The 21,432-nt window shown below is 61.9% G+C and carries 16 protein-coding genes; 13 read left to right on the forward strand and 3 right to left on the reverse strand.

The features are described 5' to 3' along the window. Window positions 1-156 precede the first annotated feature (156 nt). Both GSVR_RS02630 and GSVR_RS02635 read left to right on the forward strand, forming a co-directional pair. Window positions 157-1,836: a nickel-dependent hydrogenase large subunit gene (locus tag GSVR_RS02630; protein ID WP_173198434.1), complete on the forward strand. Its 1,680-nt coding sequence runs from the start codon at window positions 157-159 to the stop codon at window positions 1,834-1,836. 122 nt (window positions 1,837-1,958) lie between these two features. Next, a complete protein-coding gene (locus GSVR_RS02635; RefSeq protein ID WP_173198432.1) occupies window positions 1,959-2,447 on the forward strand; it encodes a HyaD/HybD family hydrogenase maturation endopeptidase in 489 nt (162 codons plus the stop codon). Between the two features lie 27 nt (window positions 2,448-2,474). On the opposite strand, the gene GSVR_RS02640 is transcribed toward GSVR_RS02635, so the two are convergent. Further along, complete coding sequence (locus GSVR_RS02640) at window positions 2,475-4,445, reverse strand: cache domain-containing protein (RefSeq protein ID WP_173198430.1); 1,971 nt, start codon at window positions 4,443-4,445, stop codon at window positions 2,475-2,477. 78 nt (window positions 4,446-4,523) lie between these two features. Then, the gene (locus GSVR_RS02645; RefSeq protein ID WP_173198428.1) at window positions 4,524-5,891 is read right to left on the reverse strand and encodes a sigma-54 dependent transcriptional regulator; all 1,368 of its coding nucleotides are present in this window, start codon (window positions 5,889-5,891) and stop codon (window positions 4,524-4,526) included. Window positions 5,892-6,626: 735 nt separating this feature from the next. On the opposite strand from GSVR_RS02645, the gene fdnG reads away from it, so the two are divergent. From fdnG to GSVR_RS02685, 8 genes are all read left to right on the forward strand, one after another. Then, window positions 6,627-9,653 carry a formate dehydrogenase-N subunit alpha gene (gene fdnG / locus GSVR_RS02650; protein ID WP_173198426.1) on the forward strand — a complete coding sequence of 1,009 codons (3,027 nt, stop codon included), beginning with the start codon at window positions 6,627-6,629 and terminating at the stop codon, window positions 9,651-9,653. Beyond that, entirely contained in the window at window positions 9,650-10,513 is an 864-nt protein-coding gene (locus GSVR_RS02655) for a 4Fe-4S dicluster domain-containing protein (RefSeq protein ID WP_173198424.1), read from the forward strand. Before fdnG ends, GSVR_RS02655 begins: the two co-directional genes overlap by 4 nt. Next, a complete protein-coding gene (gene nrfD / locus GSVR_RS02660; RefSeq protein WP_173198422.1) occupies window positions 10,510-11,730 on the forward strand; it encodes an NrfD/PsrC family molybdoenzyme membrane anchor subunit in 1,221 nt (406 codons plus the stop codon). Before GSVR_RS02655 ends, nrfD begins: the two co-directional genes overlap by 4 nt. Next, window positions 11,730-12,386, forward strand: coding sequence for a molybdenum cofactor guanylyltransferase (locus tag GSVR_RS02665; RefSeq protein WP_173198420.1), 657 nt, complete (start codon window positions 11,730-11,732; stop codon window positions 12,384-12,386). The genes nrfD and GSVR_RS02665 overlap by 1 nt, the downstream gene beginning before the upstream one ends. A gap of 246 nt (window positions 12,387-12,632) precedes the next feature. After that, a complete protein-coding gene (locus tag GSVR_RS02670) occupies window positions 12,633-14,237 on the forward strand; it encodes a methyl-accepting chemotaxis protein (RefSeq protein ID WP_173198418.1) in 1,605 nt (534 codons plus the stop codon). Between the two features lie 420 nt (window positions 14,238-14,657). Beyond that, window positions 14,658-15,509 (forward strand): substrate-binding domain-containing protein, encoded by an 852-nt coding sequence (locus GSVR_RS02675; protein WP_173198416.1) that lies wholly within the window; start codon window positions 14,658-14,660, stop codon window positions 15,507-15,509. Further along, window positions 15,509-16,207 carry an ABC transporter permease gene (locus GSVR_RS02680; RefSeq protein ID WP_173198414.1) on the forward strand — a complete coding sequence of 233 codons (699 nt, stop codon included), beginning with the start codon at window positions 15,509-15,511 and terminating at the stop codon, window positions 16,205-16,207. Before GSVR_RS02675 ends, GSVR_RS02680 begins: the two co-directional genes overlap by 1 nt. Next, window positions 16,204-16,941: an ABC transporter ATP-binding protein gene (locus GSVR_RS02685; RefSeq protein WP_173198412.1), complete on the forward strand. Its 738-nt coding sequence runs from the start codon at window positions 16,204-16,206 to the stop codon at window positions 16,939-16,941. Before GSVR_RS02680 ends, GSVR_RS02685 begins: the two co-directional genes overlap by 4 nt. A gap of 359 nt (window positions 16,942-17,300) precedes the next feature. On the opposite strand, the gene GSVR_RS02690 is transcribed toward GSVR_RS02685, so the two are convergent. Next, window positions 17,301-17,669 carry a hypothetical protein gene (locus GSVR_RS02690; RefSeq protein WP_173198410.1) on the reverse strand — a complete coding sequence of 123 codons (369 nt, stop codon included), beginning with the start codon at window positions 17,667-17,669 and terminating at the stop codon, window positions 17,301-17,303. A gap of 180 nt (window positions 17,670-17,849) precedes the next feature. Here GSVR_RS02690 and GSVR_RS02695 point away from each other — a divergent pair, with 180 nt between their 5' ends. The 3 genes from GSVR_RS02695 to cybH are packed head-to-tail and all read left to right on the forward strand — an operon-like array spanning window position 17,850 to window position 21,326. Further along, window positions 17,850-19,019, forward strand: a complete 1,170-nt coding sequence (locus GSVR_RS02695) for a hydrogenase small subunit (protein ID WP_173198408.1) — start codon at window positions 17,850-17,852, stop codon at window positions 19,017-19,019. Continuing rightward, the gene (locus tag GSVR_RS02700; RefSeq protein ID WP_173198406.1) at window positions 18,964-20,661 is read left to right on the forward strand and encodes a nickel-dependent hydrogenase large subunit; all 1,698 of its coding nucleotides are present in this window, start codon (window positions 18,964-18,966) and stop codon (window positions 20,659-20,661) included. Before GSVR_RS02695 ends, GSVR_RS02700 begins: the two co-directional genes overlap by 56 nt. An 11-nt stretch (window positions 20,662-20,672) precedes the next feature. Continuing rightward, window positions 20,673-21,326: a Ni/Fe-hydrogenase, b-type cytochrome subunit gene (cybH, locus tag GSVR_RS02705; RefSeq protein ID WP_173198405.1), complete on the forward strand. Its 654-nt coding sequence runs from the start codon at window positions 20,673-20,675 to the stop codon at window positions 21,324-21,326. Window positions 21,327-21,432: the final 106 nt, after the last annotated feature.

The following is a 21,432-nucleotide window of genomic DNA, read 5'->3' on the forward strand; positions in this document are numbered from 1 at the left end:
TTAAAGCATCTTTTACGAGAACATTGCCAACCACAGATGAAAGCACATCGACATAGTAAAGGTATCTGCGTTTTATCTGCAGTGATCCGCTTTTTCTGCCTTTTCCGTGTTCTATCGCAGTCAGATTTTTAAGAATTCCATTCGGAGGTAACATACATGGCCCGCATTACCCTTGACCCCATCACCCGCATCGAAGGTCATCTCAGGATCGACGTGGAAGTCAACGGCGGCAGCGTCAGCAACGCCTGGTCCTCGGCCCAGATGTGGCGCGGCATCGAAACCATCCTCAAGGACCGCCCCCCCCAGGATGCCTGGATCTATGCCCAGCGTTTCTGCGGCGTCTGCACCACCGTGCACGCCATTTCCTCGATCCGCTCGGTGGAGAACGCGCTGAAAGTGGACGTGCCGCTCAATGCCCAGTACATCCGCAACATCATCATGGCCCAGCACTCGGTGCAGGACCACATCGTCCACTTCTACCACCTGTCGGCCCTGGACTGGGTGGATGTGGTTTCGGCCCTCAAGGCCGACCCCAAGAAGACCGCCCAGTTGGCACAAAGCATCTCCGACTGGCCCGGCAACAGCGAGACCGAGTTCAAGGCCGTGCAGAAGAAGCTCAAGTCGTTCGTGGACACGGGCCGCCTGGGCATCTTCTCCTCCGGCTACTGGGGGCATCCCGCCATGAAATTGCCGCCCGAGGCCAACCTGATGGCTGTGGCCCATTACCTCAAGGCCCTGGACTACCAGCGCAAGGCTGCCCAGGCGGTCGCCATCCTGGGGGGCAAGAACCCCCATATCCAGAATCTCTGCGTCGGCGGGGTGGCCACGGCACTCAACATGGAAAACCTGGCCACCATCAACATGGAGCGGATTGCGGCCCTGCGCGCCCTGATGGAAGAGACCCGCGACTTTGTCCAGAAGGTCTACTATCCCGACATGGTGGCCATCGCCTCGATCTACAAGGAGTGGTTCAAGTACGGACGCGGCGTGGTCAATTACCTGGCCGTGCCGGAAATGGCCGAAGATACCAAAAACACCAAATTCGCCCTGCCGGGGGCCATCATCACCGGAGGGGATCTCAAGCGGGCCCGCATCGTCACCAACCACCAGGACCTGGACCTGATCGCCAACATCAAGGAAAACGTGGCCCATGCCTGGTACGAGGGGAACGGTACTCTGCACCCCTGGGAGGGGGAGACCAAGCCCAACTACACCGATTTCCAGGACAACGGCAAATACACTTGGTGCAAGGCACCCCGCCTGCACGACAAACCAGTCCAGGTCGGCCCGCCGGCCCAGTTGTTCGCAGCGTATGCCGGGGGTAACGAAAAAGTCAGGAAGCTAGTGGACGCCAGCTGCGCCAAGATCGGCGTCGGTGTGAACGACCTGCACTCCACCATGGGCCGCCTGGGCGCCCGCGCCATCCGGGCCCATCTGATGGCCGACTACTCGCTGGAATACCTGGACAAGCTGGTCGAGAACGTGGGCAAAGGGGACAAGGTCTACGCCAATCCGACCGAGATCCCCAAGGGAGAATACAAAGGGGTCGGCTTCCATGAAGCGCCCCGCGGCACCCTGTCCCACTGGATCGTGATCGAGAACAAGAAGATCAAGAACTACCAGGCCGTGGTACCCTCCACCTGGAACGCCTCGCCCCGCGACGAAAAAGGAGCCTTGGGGCCCTACGAGGCATCGCTGGTGGGCAACCCGGTGGCCGAGCCGGAAAAACCGCTGGAGGTGCTGCGCACAATCCACTCCTTCGACCCTTGCATCGCTTGCGCCGTGCATACCATCGATCCGGAGGGGAAAGAAATTACTAAAGTTAAGGTGATGTAAAAAACAAGTTTACCGCGGAGGACACGGAGGAAGGCGGGGGAAGACTTTTGTTTTCCCCCTCTGTAGATTTCGGTTTTCTCTGTGCCCTCCGTGCCCTCTGCGGTGAAAAAAGGTTCTAACTAATGAAAACACTGATATTCGGCGCCGGTAACCTGCTCCTCTCGGACGAGGGCTTCGGCGTTCATTTCGTCAAATATCTGCAGGATAATTACCAATTTCCGGAAGACGTGGAATTGTACGACGGCGGGACCCTGGGGATCATGGTGACCCACTGGCTGGAGGAGGCCGACCAGGTCTACCTGGTGGACGTGGTCGAGGCCAAAGGGGAACCGGGGGATATTTACCGCTACGAGAAGGATGATTTCATGCTGGGCAGGTTGCCGGTCAAGCTGTCCCCGCATCAGATCGGCATCCAGGAAGTGTTGGCCCTGTCCGAGATCCGCGGGCGCTGTCCGGAGCAGGTGACCCTGCTGGGAGCGATTCCCGCTTCCTACGAGGCCGGCGTGGAGCTGTCCCCCGTTCTCGCGGAGAAACTGCCGGGACTGGCGGAACTGGTGGTAGGTGAGCTGCGTGAAAGCGGCCACACCATAGCAGCGCTGCCTTCCCCCTGACGATTCCCCCGCTGTGCCTGCCGTCCGTCAATGGGCGGCAGGCAGCCCTTTCTCTTGCCGGAGCGGCAGCACGACTGTAAAGATCGCTCCTTCTCCCACCCTGCTCTCTACCCGGATTTCCCCCCTGTGGTCGCTGACAATGCCGTAGGAAACCGCCAATCCCAGGCCGGTGCCATGCGGTTTGGTCGAAAAGAAGGGGGTGAAGAGCCGGTTCATGTCTTCCTCGCCGATGCCGCGGCCATGGTCCTGCACCATCACCCGCACCCGGTCGCCGTCTTCCTGCTCCAGCCCAACCCGCAGCTCTCCCCCCTCGGGCATGGCCTGCAACCCGTTGACCACCAGATTGGTGAAAACCTGACGCAACTGGTCCCGGTCCCCCTCCATCTCAAGGTCGCTGCCCCAGTAGGCCCGCACAACCCGGTAGTGTTCCAGGGGAATCTGGTGTCCGATGCTGTCCAGAATGCTGTCCAGCAGCTCACCCAGGGAAAAGCGTGAGAGGTGCTGCAGGCCGTTGCGGGAGAAGGCCCGCAGGTTGTTGACGATGCGGCCGATGCGCACCGCCTCGCCCACGATGGCATCAACCTCTTCCCGGTCCTCGTGCTCCGGCGGAATGGCGGCCTGCAGCAGCTCGGCATTGCCGCGGATAATGGCCAGGGGATTGTTGATTTCATGGGCCACGCCCGCTGCCAGCAGTCCCAACCCCGCCAGTCGCTCCGACTTGGCCAGTTCCTTCTGGGCAGCCAGCAACTGCCGGCTCTTCTCCTCCAGTTGGCAGGTGCGCTCAGCCACTTTTTGTTCCAGGGTCTGCTTCAGTATGCTGACCTCGCGGGCCATGGTGTTGAACTCTTCGGACAGGAGCGCGATTTCGTCGTCCCCCCTGACCGCGATCGGTTCGATGGGGGCGCCGGTGGCCATGCGGCGGGCCGCCTCGGCCAGGGCTCGCACCGGCCGGGCCAGACGGCTGCCGATCCAGGTGGAGAGCGTGATGCCGATCAGGGCCACCACCAGCAGCACCCCGCCGGTCAGCAGGTTGAGGTTCTTTCTGAGATCGAGCAGCGGCTGTTCCGGCATGCCGACGTACAATGCCCCGATCACCGTGCCGGCCGGGTCGCTGATCGGCTCGTAGGCGGAGATGAACCAGTCGTTCAGCACAAAGGCCCGGTCACTCCATTGTCTGCCCTGGGTGAGGACCACCCGCGCTACTTCCTGGGACATGAGGGTGCCGATGGCCCGGTCCCCGGCCGCGTCGCGCACGTTGGTGGCGATGCGCATATCGCCCAGGAACACCGTGGCCGCACCCCCTCCCTCCCGCTCGAAGACGATGCGGGTGATGGTATCCACCACCCGGCTGTCGCCGTTGAGCATGAAGCCGGCCTGCAGGGCCCCGGCCACTTGTCCGTCCGGCGTCAGGAGCGGCGCCACCGCCACCAGCACCAGTCCCCGCTCTTCGGTGTGATGGGTGACCGGGCGGGCATGGGGAGTGGGCCTGACCAGCATGCTCGCCGCACGGGCCAGGGCAGGATTTTCCAGGGACAGGCGTTCCCGGTCATAGACCTGGGCCCCGCCGGCCGGCTCCCCTTTCAGGGCGCTGGCCACCAGCGGGTCATCTCCGATCCGGTCCCCGCTGCGCTGGGGGTTGGCAACCCGGTAACGCACCACTCCGGTGCTGTCGATGATGTTGAGAAAGCTGAGCCGCTCCTCGTGCAGCAGGTGCCGCAGGGCCGTTTCCGGCATCGGCAGCCGGCCTGAGGCCAGGTAGCCGGCCATGGCGGGATCCAGGCCGGCCACCTTGACGATGCCGGCCAGATGGTTGACCTCGTCCTGATAGACCTTGCGGGCCAGGTTCAGGTCGCTGATCACATTCTGCTGGGCCTGGCGGAAGATGCGGTCGGTGATCAGCAGCGAACCGATCAGCCAGCAGAGCAGGATCGCCGCACAGAGCGGAGTCAGGGTGGCGAAGATCAGTTTGCGGCGGATGGGGGTGCGGACGCGCTGCATGGATTTAGTCTCCCGTCCAGGTATCGAGCAGGTTGCATGCAGATGTGAAGTGGCGATTCGTACAGGGCATGAGTGCGGTTATTCCCCCATCAGCCCGAAATCGGCGATCCTGCGGTCCAGGGTCCGGCGCGAGATGCCCAGGATCTCGGCGGTGCGGCTCTTGTTGTAGTTGTTCCCCTTGAGCACCGCCTCGATGTGCTGACGCTCCATCTCCTCCAGGGGGACCATGGCGGAAGGCTGCACAGGCATGGGCAGGGCAGGCGCAGCCGTCTGCGCGCTCTGCACGCCCCGCAGGGGGATGACGGCGGTGGTGATGGCGCTGCCGGCGGTGAGAATCACTGCCCGCTCCATGACGTTTTCCAGCTCCCGCACGTTGCCGGGCCAGCCATAGTTCTGCAGGGCCGCCAGTGCGTCAGGGGCGATGGCACTGATATCCTTGGCCATGCGGGCGGCAAAGCGCCGCAGGAAGTGCCGCACCAGCGGCTCGATGTCCTCGGGGCGCTCCCTGAGCGGCGGCAGGTTGAGGGTGATCACGTTCAGCCGGTAATAGAGGTCCTCGCGGAAGCGCCCCTCGGCTACCTCCCGCTGCAGGTCCTTGTTGGTGGCGGCCACGAAGCGCACATCAACCTTTTTGGGGCGGGTGGAGCCCACCGGGATGAAGTCCCGTTCCTGGATGACCCGCAGCAGCTTGGCCTGCACTGCCGGACTCACGTCGCCGATCTCGTCCAGGAAGAGGGTGCCGCCGTCCGATTCCTCCAGCATGCCCTTCTGGTTGGTCACCGCGCCGGTGAAGGCGCCCCGCAGGTGGCCGAACAACTGGCTTTCCAGCAGGGTGTCGGTCAGGGCGGCGCAGTTGAGGGAGACGAAGGGGTGGTTGCGGCGCGGGCTGTTGTGGTGCAGGGCGCTGGCGATCAACTCCTTGCCGGTGCCCGATTCCCCCAGGATGAGGATGTTGGCGTCGCTGGAGGCCACCTTGAGGGTCAGGTCGTAGACTTCGCGGAAACGGGGGCTGGCAAAGACGATCGGTTCCGGTGCTCCACCGGACAGCTCTTCCCGCAGGCGCCGGTTCTCGGCTGCCAGGCGGCGCAGGTGCAGTACGTTCTCCACCATGCCGAGCAGTTTCTCGTTGGGGCAGGGCTTGGTGACGTAATCGTAGGCCCCCAGCTTGATGGCCCGCACCGCGTCGTCCACCGTGGCAAAGGCGGTCATGATGATCACCGGCAGCTCCGGGCGTTTCTCTTTGAGGCGCTGCAGGATCTGGATGCCGTCCATGTCCGGCATGCGCAGGTCCTGCAGCAGCAGTCCCACCCGCTCCCCGGCCGGCGATTCCAGGTGCGCCAGCAGGTCCACCCCCCGGCTGAAGGTGGTGACCTGATGTCCTTTGAGCAGTTTTTTGAGGTATTTGAGGATGCCTTCCTCGTCGTCGCAGATACAGATCTGTGCCATCGTGTATTCCTTTTGTAAAAGGTTGTTGAAAAACGGGCATTTCGCCGACGTCCTCGTCAGCCCTCTTGTGACTTCGGCCTGCGGCCTCACCCTCCGGGAGTCTCCGCGGTCCAATCTCACACGTGAAATTGTGCGGCGTAGCGCTGCAGCCCTCTCTCTATCCCTCCCCCAGAGGGGGAGGGCATTCTGTTCCCTCTCCCTCTGGGGAGAGGGTGGCCAAAGGCCGGGTGAGGGCCTCCGCGGGGCTTCCTGCGGGTGCGACGATCTCCCCATTTTTGAACAACCTGGGAATTTCAGCAGCCTGCTAAAAGTCAACATCAAAAGCAAAGGAACGCGGACCCACAGAACGGGCCTAAAGAAAAGGCCGGATTTGAGCACATTTTCACGGATAAGCCGAAAACTGATTGAAAATCCGCATTGATCCGCCGCATCCGCGTAAATCCGCGTTCCATTGCTTTTCAGTTTTTGTAATCAAGACAGTTTTGCACAGTATTGGACAATTTTGCGCAGTTGGCAATCGAAAAAAGTGCCTGGCAGACCCTCGTCCCCTTTCCTTTGTTTACGCCGGAATCGCGCAGCCGGCCGCACGGCGCCGTCTCATCCCGATCATGTAAACAATATTGGCACACCACTTGCCGTATACACCGTGGCTTGAAGTGATCGAGACAGTTTTGCGCACTTTTGCTCATATACGGACACGGTTCTCAGTGTCATCAATGAAAGGAGATGTGTTGTATGGGAATGTCACGTAGGCAGTTCCTGCAGGGGGGGGCGCTGGCAGCGGCCGGCATGGCCCTGCCCAAGCAGGGCGAGGCCAATGCCGATGCACCGGCATTGCGCACCAAGGGGCTGAAAAGCTCCACCACCATCTGCCCCTTCTGTGCGGTCGGCTGCGGCCTGATCGTGCACACCAAGGACGGCAAGGTCGCCAATATCGAAGGTGACCCGCAGCATCCGATCAACCGCGGTTCGCTCTGCTCCAAAGGGAGCTCGCTCTTCCAGGTGGCGGTCAACGAGCGCCGGCTGCAGAAGGTCATGTACCGGGCCCCCGGCTCCGACACATGGGAAGAGAAGTCGTGGGACTGGGCCTTGGATCGCATTGCCCTTCGCATGAAGGAAACCCGCGACAGGACCTTCAAGGCCACGGAAGTCAACAAGAAGGATAACAAGGAATACGTCGTCAATCGCACCGAAGGCATGGCCTATCTGGGTGGCGCCGGCCTCGACAACGAGGAATGCTACCTCTGGTCGAAGTTCGCACGCTCCATGGGAGTGGCCCAGCTCGAACACCAGGCCCGATTATGACACTCCGCCACAGTCGCCGGTCTGGCGGCTTCGTTCGGTCGTGGTGCCATGACCAACCATTGGAATGACCTGAAGAACAGTGATGCAATCCTCGCCATCGGCTGCAACCCGGCCGAAAATCATCCGATCTCCTTCAAGTGGATCGAAGAGGCGCTGGACAACGGCGGTACGCTGATTTCCGTCGACCCGCGCTATACCCGTACCTCTTCCAAAGCCGACATCTACGCCCAGATCCGTCCGGGCACCGACATCGCCTTTCTGGGCGGCATGATCAACTACGCCCTGCAGCACAACCTGATCCACGAGGAATACGTGCGCGAATATACCAACGCCGCCTTCATCGTGAACGAGAAGTTCGACTTCAAGGAGGGGATGTTCTGCTCCTTCGACGATCAGGAAAAGACCTATGATCCCAAGGCCTGGGCCTATGCCCTTGACGGCGCCGGCAACCCCCGTCGCGACATGAGCATGAAGGACCCGCGCTGCGTCTACCAACTGCTTAAAGTCCATTACTCCCGCTATGACGTGGACACGGTCTGCAGCATCACCGGCACTCCCAAGGAAAGCTACCTCAAGGTCGCCAAAGCCTTCTGTGGCACCGGGCGTCCCGACAAGGCAGGCACGATCCTTTATGCCATGGGCATCACCCAGTCGACCCACGGCACCCAGAACGTGCGTGCCGTGGCCCTGCTGCAGATGCTGCTGGGCAACATCGGCATCGCCGGCGGCGGCGTCAACGCGCTGCGCGGCGAGTCCAACGTGCAGGGTTCCACCGACTACGGTCTGCTGTTCCACACCTGGCCCGCCTACCTGAAATCGCCGGAATTCGACAACGTCGACCTGAAGGCCTACCTGGAGAAGTGGACCCCCAAGACCAAGGACCCCAAGAGCGCCAACTGGTGGGGCAATACCCCCAAGTACACGGTCAGCATGCTGAAAGCCTGGTACGGGGATAACGCCACCAAGGAAAACGACTTCTGCTTCGGCCTGCTGCCCAAACGCAGCGGAAACTACGCCTATGACAAGATCATCGAAAAGATGGGCAAAGGGGGCATCGAGGGCCTTGTCTGCATGGGCATGAACCCGGCCGTGGGCGGTCCCGACTCCCAGGCGGCCCGCCAGGCGCTCAGCAAGCTGAAATGGCTGGTGACGGTCGACCTGTGGGAAACCGAGACCTCCATTTTCTGGAAACGCCCCGGCGTCAATCCCAAGGATATTCAGACCGAGGTCTTCATGCTGCCGGCCGCCTCGTCGGTGGAAAAGGAGGGTTCCATCTCCAACTCCGGCCGCTGGGCCCAGTGGCGCTACAAGGCCGTGGAGCCGGTGGGGCAGTCCATGAGCGACCTGTGGATCATCGACCAGTTCCACAAACGGGTCAAGGCGCTCTATGCCAAAGGGGGCACCTTCCCGGAGCCGATCACCAAGCTCGCCTGGAACTACGGCAATGGCCACGAGCCTGACGTGCACCTGGTGGCCAAGGAGATCAACGGCTATTTCACCAAGGACACGACCATTGTGGACAAGGACAAGACCCTGGAGTTCAAGGCCGGGGACCAGGTCCCGATGTTCAAATACCTGCAGGACGACGGTTCCACCGTGTCCGGCTGCTGGATCTACTGCGGCTCCTACACCAAGGAGGGCAACCAGATGGCCCGCCGCGACGCCGGCGACCCTACCGGCCTGGGAATGTATCCCAAGTGGTCGTGGTGCTGGCCGGTCAACCGCCGCATCATCTACAACCGCGCCTCGGTCAATCCGGACGGCGTGCCCTTCAACCCCAAGCGGGCCGTCATCGCCTGGGACGCGTTGGAGAAGAAGTGGAAAGGGGATGTGCCCGACGGTCCCTGGCCCCCCATGAACGATGCCAAGGAGGGCAAATATCCCTTCATCATGGTGGCCGAAGGCCATGGCCGGCTCTACGGCCTGGACCTCAAGGACGGCCCCTTCCCCGAGCACTACGAGCCGGTGGAGAGCCCGACCCGCAACCTGCTCTCCAAGGTGCAGAACAACCCGGTGGTCAAACTGCCCAAGAACGTCTCCAGCGACCTGGGCAAGTTCCCCTTCATCGGCACCACCTACCGCATGACCGAGCACTGGCAGACCGGCGGCATGACCCGCAGCCTGCCCTGGCTGGTGGAACTGGTACCGGACATGTTCGTCGAGATCAGCGAAACCCTGGCACGCCAGAAAGGGATCAAGAAAGGGGACAAGGTGCGGGTGACCACCGAGCGTGGCACCATCGAAGGGATCGCGCTGGTGACGGCACGTCTCAAGCCGTTCACCGTGGGGGACAAACAGGTCGAGCAGGTCGGTATGCCGTGGCATTTCGGCTATTCCGGCCTGACGAAAGGCGACAGCGCCAATGTGCTGACCGCCTCGGTCGGCTGCGCCAACACCAACATTCCGGAGTTCAAAGCCTTCCTCTGCAACATAGAGAAAGGGGGTAACAAAGCATGAGCAGCACACCCATCAATTATGACAAGACCAAATCATTTCTGATCGATACCACCAAATGCACCGGCTGCCGCGGCTGCCAGGTGGCCTGCAAGCAGTGGAACCAGCTCAAGGCGGAAAAGACGCACTTCTTTTCCGGCGAAGGCTACCAGAACCCGCCGCAGATGTCGGAGTACACCTTCACGCGGGTCAAGTTCAAGGACTACCAGAAGAACGGCCAGAACGAGTTCGCCTTTTACAAGGAAATGTGCATGCACTGCAACGAGCCGGCCTGCGCCTCGGTCTGCCCGGTGGGTGCCTTCAAGAAGACCGCCGAAGGCCCGGTGGTCTACGACAGCGCGCGCTGCATCGGCTGCCGCTTCTGCATGATGGCCTGTCCCTTCGGCGTGCCCAAATACGAATGGAGTAAGGCCTTCCCGCTGGTCAGAAAATGCACCGGCTGCTACAGCCGCATCAAGGAAGGGCTGGAGCCGGCCTGCGCCACGGCCTGCCCGACTGCCATCACCTACGGTACCCGTGCCGACATGCTCAAAGAGGCGGAGAAACGGATCAAAAACCGTCCGGAGCGCTATTTCAAGACCATCTACGGCAAGGAGGAGGCCGGCGGTACCAGCATCCTCTACCTGACCCATCAGCCGCTGGACGAGCTCGGCTTCAAGCCGGTCACCAAGCGTCCGCTCCCCTCCTACACCTGGCAGGCGCTGCGCCTGGTGCCGGGGATCTTCCTGACCGTGGGGGGCACCCTTTCCCTGGTCTCCTGGTTCCAGCACCGCAAGGAGCGCATCAGGATGGAGGAGAGCTTCAAGAACAGCAAGGTCAAGCCGGAAGCGCATGACGCAGAGCACAAGGAGGCCCAGCAATGACCGCCGCAGCCAGAATCATTATCAATGAAATCAAGGGCTTTCACTTGTTTTTGAAGTTCATGCTCTTCCTGGTGGCCGTCGGAGCCCTGGCCTCGCTGGTCCGTTTCGTGTTCGGCCTGGGGGTCACCACCAACCTGAACGACACCTATCCCTGGGGGCTGTGGATCTCCTTCGACGTCGTTACGGCCGTGCCGCTGGCGGCCGGGGCCTTTACCATCGGCATCGTGGCCCACGTCTTCCATATCAAAAAACTGGAACCGCTGGTCAGGCCGGCTATCGTGACCGGCTTCCTGGGCTACTCCCTGGTCTGCGTCGGGCTGATGCTGGACCTGGGACAGCCCCAGCGGGGCATCAACGTGCTGCGCTACTGGAACATCCACTCCCCCATGTTCGAAGTGTCCATGTGCGTCATGGCCTATACCACGGTCCTGGCCCTGGAGTTCCTCCATCCGGTGGCGGAGAAATTCGGCTGGCACGTGCCGCTGCGGCTGCTGCGCACCCTGGAGCTGCCCTTCGCCATCCTGGCAGCCATGATTTCCACACTGCACCAGTCCACCCTGGGGACCTTCTTCCTGATCGCGGTGGACAAGCTGCACAACCTCTGGTACAACCCGCTGCTGCCGCTGCAGTTTTGGCTTTCAGCCATTTTCACCGGCCTCTCGATCGTGATCTTCGAAGCCAGCCTGGTGCACAAGTACATGGGACAGCCGGACGAGTCTGAGCTGCTGGCCACCCTGACAAAAATCATCCCCTGGGTCATGGCGGTCTATATGGGGGTCAAGGCCTATGCCCTGGCTTTCCTGACCCATGGCCCGCTCTTCGACCGTCCGGTCCTGCTGGCCCTGTTCCTGGTCGAGGTGGTGCTGGGGGTCATCGTACCGTTCTGCATGTTCCTGACCAAAAAGATCCGCAGCGACAAACAGCTGCAGCTGCGGGCCGCCAGCCTGGTCATGTTCGGCCTGATCCTGAACCGCTTCAACGTCTCCATGTTCGGCATGGAACAGGCCGGCCAGCAGATCTACGTGCCGTCGCTGATCGAATCCCTGGTGACCCTGGGCATCATCGCGGCCCACGTCCTGTTTTTCGTGCTGATCGCCAAGTATTTCCCGATCTTCGAGCATCATCCCGAGGTTACCGACTACCGGATCCCGGATGGTTTCCGCCGCATCGAGGGGCATGGCCATGATGGCAAGGCTGCTGGAGAGGCGGCCCACTGATGGTCCGACACCACAAACGTCCGGCCGGAGTGACGGGAGTCATTCTGGCCGGCGGTCAGTCCAGCCGCATGGGGAGCAACAAGGCGTTGCTCCCCTTTCGCGGCGGCCGGTTCATCGAGGCGATTCACCGCCAGTTCACCGAGTTGTTCGACGAGGTGCTGCTGGTCACCAACACCCCGGAACAGTACCACTTCCTTTCCTGCCCCAAGGTACCCGACCTTCACCCCGGCATGGGGGCCCTGGCCGGCCTGCACTCCGGACTGCATCACGCTTCCCACCCGCACATCTTTGCCGTTGCCTGCGACATGCCATACCTCGACAACGGCCTGATCCACCTGCTGACCAAGCGGCGGCACGACTTCGACGTGGTCATCCCGCACGGTGAACATGGACCGGAACCGCTGCACGCCGTCTATGCCAAGCGCTGTCTGCCGGCCATGGAGGCCGCCCTGCTGGCGGGAAAACGCCGCATCGTTTCGTTTTTTCCGCAGGTTCGGGTGCATCATTTCGACCAGGCCGAGATCGCTATGCTGGACCCCGAATTCATGTCGTTCCGAAACATCAATACGCCCGAAGAATATTACGACCTGCGCCGCGGCGAAACCAGCCCCGCCGCACTATCCGAGCAGGGCGAACGCACCGTGTCGCCGGCATGACGATACGTTCGCGGAATAAAGACGCAACCACGCATACAGCAGGACAAAATGATACATACCCGGTCACATTGACGTGTCCGAACAGGCATCCCCTTCGCTGGCACCCTTCTCATCCAATAAATTCAGTTAATTGCAGATCTTTACTTCTTGGCATATGAGTTGCTTTTAAGGGGGATTTGCGCCTTTCGGTGCGGGCACGGGTGCGTCCGCCCAGCAGGCAATACCAACCATCCGGAGAACAAACCGATGAAGGTCAGAACCAAATTTATCGTTGGAAATACGTTTATTGTTACCGTGGCGCTGATTGCCGCCATCATCGCCTGTCTCGTATCATTCCAGCACGAGCTGCAACGGCAGGCCGCAGTGTCCCAGGAGGCCCGGATCAAGACCTTGTGGGAACTGCTGCACGGCAAAGGCAGCGAGTTCCGGGTGGCTGAGGGCAAGCTGTATGTCGGAGACTATCTTCTGAACGGCAATTTCGAACTGCCCGACAAGCTGAAGGAAATCTGCGGCGGCACGGCCACCATTTTCATGGGGGACGAACGGGTCTCCACCAACGTCGTCAAGCCCGACGGCAGCCGGGCCATCGGCACCAGGCTGAGCGGCCCGGCCCGGGAGACCGTTATTGTAGAGGGCAAACCCTACCGCGGCGAGGCGGAGATTCTCGGCACTCCCTATTTCACCGCTTACGATCCGATCCGCAATGTTCGGGGTGAAACCATCGGCGTGCTGTACGTGGGGGTCAAGAAGAGCGAGTTCTACGCTGCCTATCACCGGCTGGAGATCGTCATCAGCATTATCGTCGGCGTAATCCTGCTGGGCGGTGTGGTGACCAGCTATCTCATGATCCGCTGGATGTTCGAGCCGTTCAATCGCATGCACGACCTGCTGGTGGAGGTGGCCCAGGGGAACGGCGACCTGACCCGCCGCCTCGACTATTGCAAGCAGGACGAGATCGGCGAAATGAGCTCATCCTTCAACACCTTCATGGACAAGCTGCAGGCCATCATCGGCCGGGTTGCCGTCACGACCGATCATCTGGCTGCGGCAGCGCTCCAGGTGCAGGGATCTTCGGGGCAGATTGCCGAGGGAACCGACAAGGTGGCGCAACAATCGGCTGCCGTTGCCACGGCCGGCGAGGAAATGGCCTCGACCTCCTCGGAAATCGCCCGCAACTGCCTGCAGGCCGCCGAAGAAGCGCGGCAAGCCACCGATTCCGCCCAGAGCGGCAGCGCCATTGTCGAGCAGACCATCACCACCATGAACAAGGTGTCCGAGCAGGTCATGGCGGCTGCGAAAACCGTGGAAAGCCTGGGAAAACGTTCCGACGAGATCGGCGAGATCATCGGGGCTATCGAAGACATTGCCGATCAGACCAACCTGCTGGCCCTGAACGCTGCCATCGAGGCGGCCCGGGCCGGAGAGCAGGGGCGCGGCTTTGCCGTGGTGGCCGACGAGGTCAGGGCTTTGGCCGAACGTACCACCAAGGCCACACGGAGGATTGCCGAGATGATCACCATGATCCAACAGGAAACGAACGCGGCGGTCGTCTCGATCAAGCAAGGGGTGGACCAGGTCGAGGCCGGCGCCGGCGAGGCGTTGCGCTCCGGCGCGGCCCTGGAGGATATCCTGGGCAGGATCGATGCACTTACCCGGCAGTTCAACCAGATCGCAACGGCCGCGGAGGAGCAGACCAGCACCACCTGCGAAATCAGCAGAAGCATGCACGAGATCACCGGCATCGTCCACGGTACGGCCAGGGGAACCCAGGATTCTGCCGCCGCGGCTGCCCAGTTGAACCTGCTGGCCCAGGAGCTCCATTCCCTGGTGGGGCAGTTCCGCCTGGCGTAGGGCCTGTTCCCGTCATTCGATGAAAAAAAGCGCTCGCAGATTGCGGCGCTTTTTTTCGGTGTGCAGTATGGCTGCACACGCCGCATTCGTGCTTGTCAACCACCCGCAATGTCCGTATAGTTTTCCGGTCAGCACATCTCCGAGTCGCACCCGCCTACCAGGGAAAAATCCTCAGGGCGTCCGACCAGCAGGTGTCGCCGGAAACGGCGCCGCCTTCCTTTAGTGAGTTAGAAGTGATTTTCTGTGTTTTTTGCAGAAAATAACTTCGTGAACGAACTATCCCGTGGTTAGGGACCGAAAAGGGGTACAGGCACTACGAGCATTGCACAGCGTTCGTCAAGGCCCCTTTCCGTCCGGAAGGGGCCTTTTTTATTTCTGCTTCAACAGGCAGGTACCAATACACACGAGGAGGTAACAGCAATGAAACGGGGAAAACATCTTATCTGGCTGATGACTGTCTGGACGTTGGTTCTGGCCCTGGCGCTTCCGGCCGTTGCGGCCAACAAGTCCGTCATCCTTGCCACCACCACCAGCACGCAGGATTCGGGACTTCTGGACCTGCTGGTGCCGGTGTTCGAGAAGGATAGCGGCTACAGCGTCAAGACCATTGCAGTCGGCTCCGGCCAGGCCATGGCCATGGGCAAAAAAGGGGAGGCCGATGTGCTGCTGGTGCATTCACCCGATGCGGAAAAGGCCTTCATGGCGGAAGGGTCCGGCAGCAGCCGCCGGCTGGTGATGCACAACGACTTCGTGCTGGTGGGCCCGGCTGCGGACCCGGCCAGGATCAAGACCGCCAAGACGAGCGCAGAAGCGCTGCAACGTATCGCCCAGAGCGGTGCCCTGTTCGTTTCGCGCGGCGACAATTCCGGCACCCATGCCAAGGAAAATTCGCTCTGGAAAAGCGCCGGGATCAAGCCCGACGGCCAGAAATGGTACCAGCAGACCGGACTGGGCATGGGGCAGACCCTCAATGTTGCCGCTGAGAAGAAATGCTACACCCTGACCGACCGGGCCACCTACCTGGCGCTCAAGAAGGGGCTCAACCTGGAGATCCTGCTGGAGGGTGACACCAAGCTGCTGAACATCTATCACGTGATCGAGCTGAACACTGCCCGCTGGCCCAAGGTCAACGCCGCCGGTGGCAAGGCCTTTGCCGACTTCATGGTCTCCCGCAAGGCCCAGGACCTGATCGGCCGCTTCGGCGTGGAGAAGTTCGGCGCGCCTCTGTTCTTCCCGGATGCCGGTAAAAAGCCGGAGTCGCTGGGGCTCTGATGGACCTGATCCTGGATGGCATCCGGACGGCGCTCAGGCTGCTGGCCTCGCTCGACAGCGAAGTGCTGGCGGTCACGCTGCTGTCGCTCAAGATCTCGTGCTGTGCCACCCTGGTGAGCCTCGTGCTCGGCATTCCCTCCGGCACACTGCTGGCGCTGGCCGATTTTCCCGGCCGGCGCCTGATCGTAAGCCTGGTGAATACCGGCATGGGGCTGCCGCCGGTGGTGGTGGGCCTGTTCGTGACGATCCTGCTCTGGCGCAACGGCCCCCTGGGCTTCCTGGAAATCCTATACACCCCCTGGGCCATGATTTTCGCCCAGGCCGTGATCGCCACCCCGATCGTGGCAGGCATCACCATTGCCTCGATTCAGAAACTGCCCCCCAACCTCAAGCTGCAGGTGCTGGCCCTGGGGGCGACCCGCACCCAGATGGTCCGGATTCTGGTCAGGGAGGCGCGGCTGCCGCTTCTGGCAGCGGTCATGGCCGGATTTGGCGGGGTGATATCCGAGGTGGGCGCTTCCATCATGGTGGGGGGCAACATCAAGGGCTCCACCCGCGTGCTGACCACCGCCACGGTGATGGAGACGGGCAAGGGCAACTTCGATGTGGCCATTGCCCTCTCGATCATCCTGCTGCTGCTGGCCTTTGGCGTCAACTACGTGCTGACCGTGATCCAGCAGAGGGAGCGTCCGCGATGAGTGCCGACCATTCCCTGCTGCACGTCGAGCACCTGCGCATCAGGCGCGGAGGAGTGCAGGTGCTGGAACTGCCCCACTTTTCGATCCGTGCCGAGGAGAAGGTGGCGGTGATCGGCCCCAACGGTGCCGGCAAGTCCAGCCTGCTCCTGGGGCTGGCCTGCCTGATCCCCCGGGATGGCGGCAGGATCGCCTTTGAGGGGCACGAGGTGGCGGCTCACGACGAGATGGCCTACCGGCGCCGGATCGCGATGGTCTTCCAAGAACCGCTGCTGTTCGATACCACCGTGCTGGACAATGTGGCCGAAGGGCTGCGCATACGCGGCACCGGGCGCACAGAGGCCCGCCGGCTCGCCCTGGAGAGCCTCGAACTTCTGAAGGTGGGGCACCTGGCAGCACGTTCTGCTCACAAGCTCTCGGGTGGTGAGGCCCAGCGGGTCAGCCTGGCGCGGGCCTTTGCAGTCAGGCCCCGGCTGATCCTGATGGACGAGCCCTTTTCCAGCCTCGATCTGCCGACCCGGATCGCCCTGGCCGAGGACCTGGGGAACATCCTTCACAAATCCGGCACCGCGGCGATCATAGCCACCCACGACCGCATCGAGGCGTTGCGGGTGGTGGATCGCCTGGTTGTCATGGATCGGGGCGTTGTCGTTCAGGAAGGCACGCCCAAGGAGGTCATGGCGCAGCCGGCCAACGACTTCGTGGCGGCATTCCGCCGCACGACCGCCCCCCGCTGACAAGGGGTACATCGCGGGAAAAAAGAAACCTGATAGTGTCAACCTTCCGCTCCTGGGAGAAGGGTTCAGCGGAAGATGGGCGCTAATCAGAAAAAAAGACCTCCGGGGCACCAGCCTGCGGAGGTCTTTCTGCATCGGCTCCCACCGATAACCGCCCCTGCCGTGCTTGCAGCCACTTCAATCCTCGCCCATCCACGATCGCTTGACTAACAGATTGTTGAAATTCCAAGGTTGTTCAAAAATGGGCAGATCGTCGCACCCGCAGGAAGCCCCACGGAGGCGTAGCAGCGCTACGCCGCACAAGGTGGCTGACGAGGACGGCGGCGAGATGGTCGTTTTTCAACAACCGCTTAATTCTGTCATTCCCGTGCCCGCGACCGCTCGATCGCCCGCTGCATGTCCGCAAGCACCCCCTCCAGTTCCTGCCACGCCTTTTGTCCTGATTCGCGCAAACGACCGAGGTCCTGCCGCAATTGCCGTTCTCGCGACTGCAGCTCCGGCAGTTTTTTCTTCAATTCGCCCTGCGCCTCCTTGCGGGCTCCCCTCAGCGATTTCTCCAGCCGGTCAAGCTGCCGGTCGATCTCATCGATCTGCTGTTCCAGCGTGCCGTTTCGCTGTTCCTGGTCCGTAGCATCCGAAGGTGCGCCGGTCTGTTCCGCCGCCGCCCCGGGTGCAGCGGGAAGCGCCAGACAGGCGATCAGCAGGAGCGGTGAAAGTATGCCTTTCATGGTTCCTCCGTTTTTACTCAAAGCTTACCAGACGGATGCACCTGGTCGAGCGGATGCGGAGTCCTGCGTGCCCTGTTTACGGCGGTCCCGGTTGACAGTGCGGCAAGTTGCCGTACTGTTTATGTCATCAGAGTATCATGGCTTTTGAGGACATTTCGTCGGGTACTGCGGGAGGCGCTCATGCCCATACCGGTCCGGAAGCGAGATGATGATACGTCCACCACCATCGCCGAGGCGCTGAGCGAGCATGGTGTCACCCGCCGCCAGTTTCTTCAGTTCTGCACCGCCATGTCGGCCACGCTGGCGCTTCCCGGACTGTTCGTTCCCCGGATAGCCAGTGCCCTGGAGCAGGCCAAGCGGCCGACCCTGGTCTGGATGGAATTCCAGGAATGCTGCGGCAATATCGAAGCCTTCCTGCGGGCTGCCAATCCCACGGTGTCCGATATCATCCTCGACATTATCTCCCTCGATTACAACGAAACCATCATGGCGGCCTCGGGCCAGCAGGCGCACGAGGCACTCGCCAAGGTGGTCAAGGAGCAGAAAGGCTCCTACATCGCAGCGGTGGAGGGATCGATCCCCCTCAAGCAGGGGGGCATCCACTGCTGTATCGGCGGCCGGACCGCCCTGGAGCTCGCCCGTGAGGTGTGCGGCAACGCCCTGACCACCATTGCGGTAGGAAGCTGCGCCGCCTTTGGCGGCGTGCCGGCGGCCTCGCCCAATCCCACCGGAGCGGTGGGGGTCAAGGACGCCGTGTCCGGCATCAAGCTCATCAACCTGCCCGGCTGTCCCGCCAATACCGACAACATCACCGCAACGCTGGTCCATTATCTGGTCTTCAACAAGCTGCCCGAGACCGACCGCTTCGGTCGCCCCCTGTTCGCCTACGGCAAGCGCATTCACGACAATTGCGAGCGGCGCTCCCACTTCGATTCGGGCCAGTATGTGGAGCAATGGGGCGACATGGCCCATCGCCAGGGGCACTGCCTCTACAAGATGGGATGCAAGGGACCGGAAACCTTCCACAACTGCCCCAGCCAGCGCTACAACCAGCGCGTCAGCTGGCCGGTGGCTGCCGGGCACGGCTGTGTGGGCTGTTCCGAGCCGCAGTTCTGGGACACCATGGCCCCCTATTACCACAGGTTGCCGCACGTGCCCGGCTTCGGCATCGAACATACGGCGGACAAGATCGGCGCAGGCCTGGCCATAGGCACGGCAGCGGCCTTTGCCGCCCACGGCGTCATCAGTGCGCTGCGCAAGGATGACAAATCGGAAGGAACCAGGGGAGAAAAGCATGGCGAGGATCGTGATAGACCCGATAACGCGGATCGAAGGCCACCTGAGGATTGAGGCGGAGCTGGCCGGCAACAGGATCGTCGATGCCTGGAGCAGCAGCACCATGTTCCGCGGCATCGAAAAGATCCTGCAGGGACGTGACCCGCGCGACGCCTGGTACATCACCCAGCGCATCTGCGGCGTGTGCACCACGGTGCATGCCATTGCCTCCATACGGGCCGTTGAATCGGCCCTTGGCATCAGGATACCCCCCAATGCCGAGCTGATCCGCAATATCATCATCGGCATCCAGAACGTGCAGGATCACGTCATCCATTTCTACCACCTGCATGCGCTGGATTGGGTGGACATCACCTCGGCCCTGCAGGCCGACCCCGCTAAAACGGCGACCCTGGCCGGCTCCATCTCCGCCTGGCCCGGCAATTCGGTGCAGCGTTTCGCGGCGGTGCGCGACAGGCTCAAGAAGTTCGTGTCATCGGGCCGTCTGGGCCCTTTTGCCAACGCCTATTGGGGGCATCCCGCCTATCGTCTGCCACCGGAGGCCAACCTGATGGCGGCCTCCCACTACCTCGAAGCACTGGACTGGCAGCGGGAGGTGATCAGGATCCATGCGATACTGGGCAGCAAAAATCCCCATCCGCAGACCTTCCTGGTGGGGGGCATGGCCATCCCCATCGATCCCGACTCCCAGAACGCCCTGAATGCCGACCGGCTGGCCACCATCCGCAGGCTTCTGGTCCAGGCGCAGGAATTCGTCGAGCAGGTCTATATCCCCGACCTGATCGCCGTGGGCTCCTTTTACAAGGAATGGGCCGGCATCGGGGCAGGGGTCGGCAATTACCTCTGCTACGGCGATTTTCCCGACCCGGCCACCGGTGCGCAGTGGATAAAGCCGGGCATCGTGATGAACAAGGACCTGTCAAAGGTCCTGCCGGTCGATCATGTCAAGATCAGCGAATATGTCGATCACTCCTGGTACAAGTACGCGGCCGGCGAGGGCAAGGGGCTGCACCCCTGGGAAGGGGAGTCGGAGGAGAACTACACCGGTCCAAAGCCCCCGTATGCGCAGCTGGATACGAATGCCCGGTATTCGTGGGTCAAGGCGCCCCGCTATCAGGAGCAGCCGATGGAAGTGGGGCCGCTGGCGCGGATGCTGGTGGCCTATGCCGCCGGGCACAAGCAGGTTCAGGCCGCGGTGAACGATCTGCTCGGGAAACTGTCGGTCGGCCCGGAGGCGCTCTTCTCCACGCTCGGCCGTACCGCGGCGCGCGGAATCGATGCCCTGCTGATGGCGCGCCAGAGCCTGGTCTGGGCCGATGCCCTGGCCGATTCCATGGCAAAAGGGGACTACCGCATCCATGCCGGCCGGATGTGGGAACCTTCCTCCTGGCCCGCCACCGCCGCCGGCTACGGCTGGCACGAAGCCCCGCGGGGAGCCCTGGGGCACTGGATCAAGATCAAGGACCAGAAGATCGTCAATTACCAGGCAGTGGTGCCCACGACCTGGAATGCCTCGCCACGCGATGGAAAAGGCTTGCGGGGGCCGTACGAAGCTGCCCTGATCGATACGCCGGTGGCTGATGCGCAGAAACCGCTGGAGATATTGCGCACGATCCACTCCTTTGATCCCTGCCTGGCATGTGCCGTTCACGTGGTTGCCCCGGGTGAGGAAACATTTGCGGTCAGGACTTCCTGAAGGGGGAAACGATGGCCAATGATCTGCGGCAAGAGTATGTCTGGGAGGTTCCGGTACGGGTGACACACTGGGTGAATTTCCTGGCGATCATCGTCCTGTCGGTCACCGGCCTGTACATCGGCTCACCACTGACCCTGACCGTGGATCCCACCCGTTTCTACATGGGCACCATCCGCTTCATTCATACGACTACGGCCTACATCTTCACCATCAGCGTCTTTGCCCGCATTTACTGGGCCTTTGTCGGCAACCGCTATGCCGGCTGGCGGGAGTTCGTGCCGTGGTACAGCCCGGAAGGGCGCCGCAACATGGCGCTGACCCTGCGCTACTACATGTTTGTCGACAGGCAGGTGCCGAACGTGGTCGGCCACAATGCGCTGGCCGGTGCCACCTATCTGCTCGTGTTCCTGCTGTACCTGGTCATGATCGTCACCGGCTTTGCCCTGTATTCCCAGTCCGCTCCGGACGGCGTGTTCCAGCATCTGCTGGGATGGCTGTTCAGGCTATTCACGAACCAGGGGATGCGCCTGGTTCATCATATGGGCATGTGGTTCCTGATCGCCTTTGCGATACACCATGTCTACAGTGCCTGGCTGATGGATGTAAAAGAGCGGGGAGGGACCATGTCGAGTATTTTCGGCGGCTACAAACCGGTGCGCAGGTAAGTTCCCATGTGGCGCACTACCCGCTGAATCCCGCAAGAACAGATCCCGTGCAACCCCTCCCGGACGCGATCGCTTCCCCCATCTTCGGGCGCCCGCCTGACCCATG

This window comes from Geobacter sp. SVR (assembly GCF_016865365.1).
Lineage (GTDB): Bacteria > Desulfobacterota > Desulfuromonadia > Geobacterales > Pseudopelobacteraceae > Pelotalea.

What these genes read in the sequence shown, in the direction of transcription:
- GSVR_RS02665 (WP_173198420.1), top strand. Translation starts at nt 11,730, where the DNA reads ATGGTCCGACACCACAAACGTCCGGCCGGAGTGACGGGAGTCATTCTG.
- GSVR_RS02700 (WP_173198406.1), top strand. Translation starts at nt 18,964, where the DNA reads ATGGCGAGGATCGTGATAGACCCGATAACGCGGATCGAAGGCCACCTG.
- GSVR_RS02655 (WP_173198424.1), top strand. Translation starts at nt 9,650, where the DNA reads ATGAGCAGCACACCCATCAATTATGACAAGACCAAATCATTTCTGATC.
- GSVR_RS02645 (WP_173198428.1), bottom strand. Translation starts at nt 5,891, where the DNA reads ATGGCACAGATCTGTATCTGCGACGACGAGGAAGGCATCCTCAAATAC.
- GSVR_RS02630 (WP_173198434.1), top strand. Translation starts at nt 157, where the DNA reads ATGGCCCGCATTACCCTTGACCCCATCACCCGCATCGAAGGTCATCTC.
- GSVR_RS02680 (WP_173198414.1), top strand. Translation starts at nt 15,509, where the DNA reads ATGGACCTGATCCTGGATGGCATCCGGACGGCGCTCAGGCTGCTGGCC.
- GSVR_RS02670 (WP_173198418.1), top strand. Translation starts at nt 12,633, where the DNA reads ATGAAGGTCAGAACCAAATTTATCGTTGGAAATACGTTTATTGTTACC.
- GSVR_RS02690 (WP_173198410.1), bottom strand. Translation starts at nt 17,669, where the DNA reads ATGAAAGGCATACTTTCACCGCTCCTGCTGATCGCCTGTCTGGCGCTT.
- nrfD (WP_173198422.1), top strand. Translation starts at nt 10,510, where the DNA reads ATGACCGCCGCAGCCAGAATCATTATCAATGAAATCAAGGGCTTTCAC.
- GSVR_RS02685 (WP_173198412.1), top strand. Translation starts at nt 16,204, where the DNA reads ATGAGTGCCGACCATTCCCTGCTGCACGTCGAGCACCTGCGCATCAGG.
- cybH (WP_173198405.1), top strand. Translation starts at nt 20,673, where the DNA reads ATGGCCAATGATCTGCGGCAAGAGTATGTCTGGGAGGTTCCGGTACGG.
- GSVR_RS02635 (WP_173198432.1), top strand. Translation starts at nt 1,959, where the DNA reads ATGAAAACACTGATATTCGGCGCCGGTAACCTGCTCCTCTCGGACGAG.
- GSVR_RS02675 (WP_173198416.1), top strand. Translation starts at nt 14,658, where the DNA reads ATGAAACGGGGAAAACATCTTATCTGGCTGATGACTGTCTGGACGTTG.
- GSVR_RS02640 (WP_173198430.1), bottom strand. Translation starts at nt 4,445, where the DNA reads ATGCAGCGCGTCCGCACCCCCATCCGCCGCAAACTGATCTTCGCCACC.
- GSVR_RS02695 (WP_173198408.1), top strand. Translation starts at nt 17,850, where the DNA reads ATGCCCATACCGGTCCGGAAGCGAGATGATGATACGTCCACCACCATC.